Origin of the sequence: Haladaptatus sp. (assembly GCF_049589095.1) — an archaeon.
Classification (GTDB): Archaea; Halobacteriota; Halobacteria; order Halobacteriales; family Haladaptataceae; genus Haladaptatus.
The window spans coordinates 1-2141 of the sequence record NZ_JBAWAC010000105.1; the positions used below are offsets into that span (position 1 = coordinate 1).

Consider the following 2141-nt stretch of genomic DNA (forward strand, 5'->3'; position numbering starts at 1 on the left):
GCCATGGGCTTCTCGCAGTGAATCGCCTCGACACCGCGTTTGGCACACCCGACGACGATGTCCTCGTGTATCGCGGGTGGAACGGTGATGCTGACGATGTCCGGTTCCACGGTTTCCACCATCTCCACGTACTCCTCGAACACGCCATCTTCCGGGATATCGAACGTCTCCGCGAAGGCGGCGGCGTTCTCCGGGACGATGTCGGCACAGCCGACGAGGCGGCAGTCGTTGTCGTTTCGGTACGCTTCGGCGTGTCGGTAGCCCATGGCGAATCCTTTGACCGTCGGGTTGGCTGGGTCCGGTCCGGTTCCGATGATAGCGACAGTGTATTCACTCATTGAAACATCTAGCGTAACACAGACCAGTGTCATAGTGATTTCCCCCTGATGCGGCGTCGGTCGCCCGATTTTCCGGGCTATGAGTCGCAACTATCCTCTCGTTTTATATACTTCCATTCGTCTATCGCTGGTATGGAACGTGGTGTAGTAGCCATCGATACGACGGACACGCACAGGGACCTCCTCCGCGAAGCGGGAACGTATGCCGCCGCGAGCGACGCCGAACTGGTCGTTCTGGCGTTTCTGGACGAGTCGGAGTACGAAGCCGACGTCGAAACGCTCGAATCCGTCGGGGAAGTCGAGAACGTGAACTACGATACCGGGGCCGTGACGGAGGCGGCGGCGAACGAAGCCACCGAGTTCGCGGCCGAAGTTCTCGACGGTATGAACGTCGATTTCAGAACCGTCGTCGCCGTCGTCGATGACAAGGAGCGCGGAACCCGCGTCATCGAAGCAGGGGAGAAGTACGATTGTGACCACGCCTTCGTCGTCGGAAAATCCCGGTCTCCGACCGGAAAGGCGCTGTTCGGCGACTTCGCCCAGCGGGTCGTCCTCAACTTCGACGGCTACGTGACGCTCACGATGGGGTAGTCGGTCAGAAAAAGAACGGTCCCGTTCAGAACTTTTGCAGCACGTCGCCGCCGTGGGAGAGCGACGCCATCGCGTCCTCGGGTTCGTCGTGTTCGTAAATCGCCCACTCGACGCCCGCTTCGTCGACCGCCCTCGCACAGGCGTCCACGTCGAGAACCCCGTCACCGACTTCCGTCGGCGACCGCGACTCGTCGGCGTCCGAGACGTGCACGAGCGGAATCCGGTCGCCCCATCGTTCGAGGAAGTCGGTCGGGTCGACACCCGCTGCCGACGCCCAACCGAGGTCCACTTCGAGCGCGAGCGAGTCCCCGGACGATTCGGCGAACCGTTCGAACGCCGGACGGCCGTTGACCTCCTCGAACTCGTGGTCGTGGTTGTGGTACCCCAGTTCGACGCCGTGGTCGGCGACTCGGTCCGCGAGCGACGTGAGTCGATCCGCGGACGCGTCGATGGCGTCCTCGCTCTCGAAATGTTCGGGATCGAGCCACGGAACGACGAGTCGGTCACAATCGAGCGAATCGTAGAATTCGACCGTCCCTTCGAGGTCGTCCTCCAGTTCCTCGATACCGACGTGTGCGGCGACCGATTCCATTCCCGCACCGTCGAGGGCGTCCATGACGGCGTCCGTGTCGGCGTCGCCGATCCGGTTCGCGTATTCGACGCCCTCGAATCCGGCGTCTCCGGCGCTCGTGATCAGTTCGGGGAGCGGTTCATCGACTGCTCGTAACGAGTACAACTGCACGGCTGGTCGGGCCATGTTCGTACCCGACGAAGAGGAGGGTAAAAACGGTTACTTTCGCGGAACCCCAGTTCGAAACGGGATTGGGGCATCACCCGTCGCGTGTCGTTCGCCTAATTTTCGACCGAGGTAAGCCAAAGCTGAATAACGTCGCCTGCGGAGCCACGAGCATGCGCAACGACATCACGCTCGATATCGGGGTGGTCGGCCTCGGGACGCACGGTCTGAACCGCGCCCAGACCCTCGTCGATTTCGACCAGCGTGTGTACGGTTCCGACACGAGTTCGGAGGCGCGGCGGCGGTTCGAACGCCGGTTCGACGGCGCTCATGTTCTCGTTCCGAAGGACTGGCGTGGTGCAGACGTAAAAATCGTCCGAACAAGTGAACCCACCGACAAGTAGCCCCACCAGATGAACTACAACTACAGGTATCGGCTCCGGCCGTCCGACGCTCTTGAAGACCAGTTAGCGTGG

At 61.7% G+C, this 2141-nt stretch carries 3 protein-coding genes and 1 pseudogene; 2 read left to right on the top strand and 2 right to left on the bottom strand.

Annotated elements, in window-relative coordinates:
* On the bottom strand, nt 1–338 hold a 338-nt coding region (locus tag WBV42_RS03615), incomplete at its 3' end, for a Gfo/Idh/MocA family protein (protein WP_423984827.1).
* Nucleotides 339–470: 132 nt separating this feature from the next.
* On the opposite strand from WBV42_RS03615, the gene WBV42_RS03620 reads away from it, so the two are divergent.
* Nucleotides 471–929 (top strand): universal stress protein, encoded by a 459-nt coding sequence (locus WBV42_RS03620; RefSeq protein WP_423984828.1) that lies wholly within the window; start codon nt 471–473, stop codon nt 927–929.
* Between the two features lie 25 nt (nt 930–954).
* Here the strand turns inward: WBV42_RS03620 and WBV42_RS03625 are convergent, their stop codons facing one another.
* The gene (locus WBV42_RS03625; protein ID WP_423984829.1) at nt 955–1686 is read right to left on the bottom strand and encodes a sugar phosphate isomerase/epimerase family protein; all 732 of its coding nucleotides are present in this window, start codon (nt 1684–1686) and stop codon (nt 955–957) included.
* A 299-nt stretch (nt 1687–1985) separates the two neighbouring features.
* Between WBV42_RS03625 and WBV42_RS03630 the strand changes: the two are divergent.
* Nucleotides 1986–2069 (top strand): annotated as a pseudogene (locus WBV42_RS03630) (DUF2080 family transposase-associated protein); the annotation flags it as partial.
* Nucleotides 2070–2141 lie beyond the last annotated feature (72 nt).